Source organism: Azospirillum sp. B4 (assembly GCF_000333275.1).
In the GTDB taxonomy this organism is placed as follows: Bacteria; Pseudomonadota; Alphaproteobacteria; order Azospirillales; family Azospirillaceae; genus Nitrospirillum.
In genome coordinates, this window is the sequence record NZ_BACU01000371.1 from 1 (window position 1) to 1,375 (window position 1,375).

4 protein-coding genes are annotated in these 1,375 nt (G+C 63.6%); all 4 read right to left on the reverse strand.

Going from position 1 to position 1,375, the window contains the following annotated elements; genetic code table 11:
* Positions 1 to 129, reverse strand: a 129-nt coding sequence (locus I55_RS34550) for a cbb3-type cytochrome c oxidase N-terminal domain-containing protein (RefSeq protein ID WP_286364304.1), incomplete at its 3' end; no start/stop codon positions are given.
* A gap of 13 nt (positions 130 to 142) precedes the next feature.
* Positions 143 to 334 (reverse strand): cbb3-type cytochrome c oxidase subunit 3, encoded by a 192-nt coding sequence (locus I55_RS33890; protein WP_044561658.1) that lies wholly within the window; start codon positions 332 to 334, stop codon positions 143 to 145.
* 7 nt (positions 335 to 341) lie between these two features.
* The gene (ccoO, locus tag I55_RS16400) at positions 342 to 1,067 is read right to left on the reverse strand and encodes a cytochrome-c oxidase, cbb3-type subunit II (protein WP_044561659.1); all 726 of its coding nucleotides are present in this window, start codon (positions 1,065 to 1,067) and stop codon (positions 342 to 344) included.
* Between the two features lie 15 nt (positions 1,068 to 1,082).
* Positions 1,083 to 1,375, reverse strand: a 293-nt coding sequence (locus I55_RS16405; RefSeq protein WP_044561660.1) for a cbb3-type cytochrome c oxidase subunit I, incomplete at its 5' end; no start/stop codon positions are given.

Consider the following 1,375-nt stretch of genomic DNA (forward strand, 5'->3'; position numbering starts at 1 on the left):
GGCGATGCAGGCATAGAAGGTGTACAGCCACCACTTGGGCAGCGGCGTGTTCAGTTCCTTGATGCCGTCCCACTCATGGCCGGTGGTCTCCCGGCCCGTGTGGGCGTCTTTTTCGATGTGCGTCGACATGATGTGGGAGACCTCAGCCTTTCTTCATCGACGCGTTCCTTGCCCCGGGGGGCAAGGGTTCCGCGTCATCCAGCAGCGGGATCCGGGCGCAGGCGTCCAGGCGGCGCCGGCGTGAGGGCCAGTAGGCCCAGACGCCGATCCCCGTGAACAAGGCCACGAACCACAGCAGCCATACCTGGGACATCAGGGCATGGAGTTCTTGCATGGCCGCCTCACTGGTGCAGGTCTTCGGGCTGCAGCTTGCTGAACTCGACCAGCGTGCCCAGCATCTGCAGGTAGGCGACCAAGGCGTCCATTTCCGTCAGTTCAGCACTTTCGGTGTTGAACTTGCCCACCACCGCCTTCGGGTACCGCTTCAGCAGGCCGCTGGTGTCGGCATCCGGGTTGGCCTGGGCCTTTAGGTCGGCCTCGGCGTTGGCGATCATGTCATCGGTGTAGGGCACGCCGACGGTGCGCAGGGTCTTCAGGTGATCCTGGATGTTGGGCACCGACAGCGGACGGCTGGCCAGGAAAGCGTAGGTCGGCATGATGGATTCCGGCACCACGGCGCGCGGATCCTTCAGGTGGGCGACCTGCCAGTCGTTGGAGTACTTGCCGCCGACGCGGGCCAGATCCGGACCGATGCGCTTCGACCCCCACTGGAAGGGATGGTCGTACATGCTTTCCGCGGCCAGGCTGTAGGGGCCATAGCGTTCCACCTCATCGCGGAAGGTGCGGATCTGCTGGCTGTGGCAGACGTAGCAGCCTTCACGGATGTAGATGTTGCGGCCCATCTGTTCCAGCGGCGTGTAGGGGCGGACGCCGCCCACCCGCTCGATCGTGGTTTCGATGGAGAACAGCGGCACGATCTGCACCAGGCCGCCGATGGACACGGTGATCAACGTCAAGAGCGCCAGGATGACGACGTTCTTTTCGACGATGGCGTGAGAGAATTTCATTTTCCGTCCCTCCGCTCACTCGGCCGCGACCAGGCCCGCGGGCCGTTCTTCCGCCAGCGGTTGGCCGTTCCTGATGGTGCGGAACATGTTGAAGGCCATGATCAGGGCGCCGGTCAGGAACAGGACGCCGCCCATGCCGCGGATGATGTAGTAGGGATGCATGGCGGCCACGGTCTCGACGAACGAGTACTGCAGGAAGCCCATGTCATCGTAGGCGCGCCACATCAGGCCCTGCATGATGCCCGACACCCACATCGAGGTGATGTAGAGGACGATGCCCAGGGTGGCGGTCCAGAAGTGCCATTCCA

Excerpts from the sequence above, each read along its gene's own strand:
- I55_RS33890 (WP_044561658.1), bottom strand. The coding sequence starts at position 334 with ATGCAAGAACTCCATGCCCTGATGTCCCAGGTATGGCTGCTGTGGTTC.
- ccoO (WP_044561659.1), bottom strand. The coding sequence starts at position 1,067 with ATGAAATTCTCTCACGCCATCGTCGAAAAGAACGTCGTCATCCTGGCG.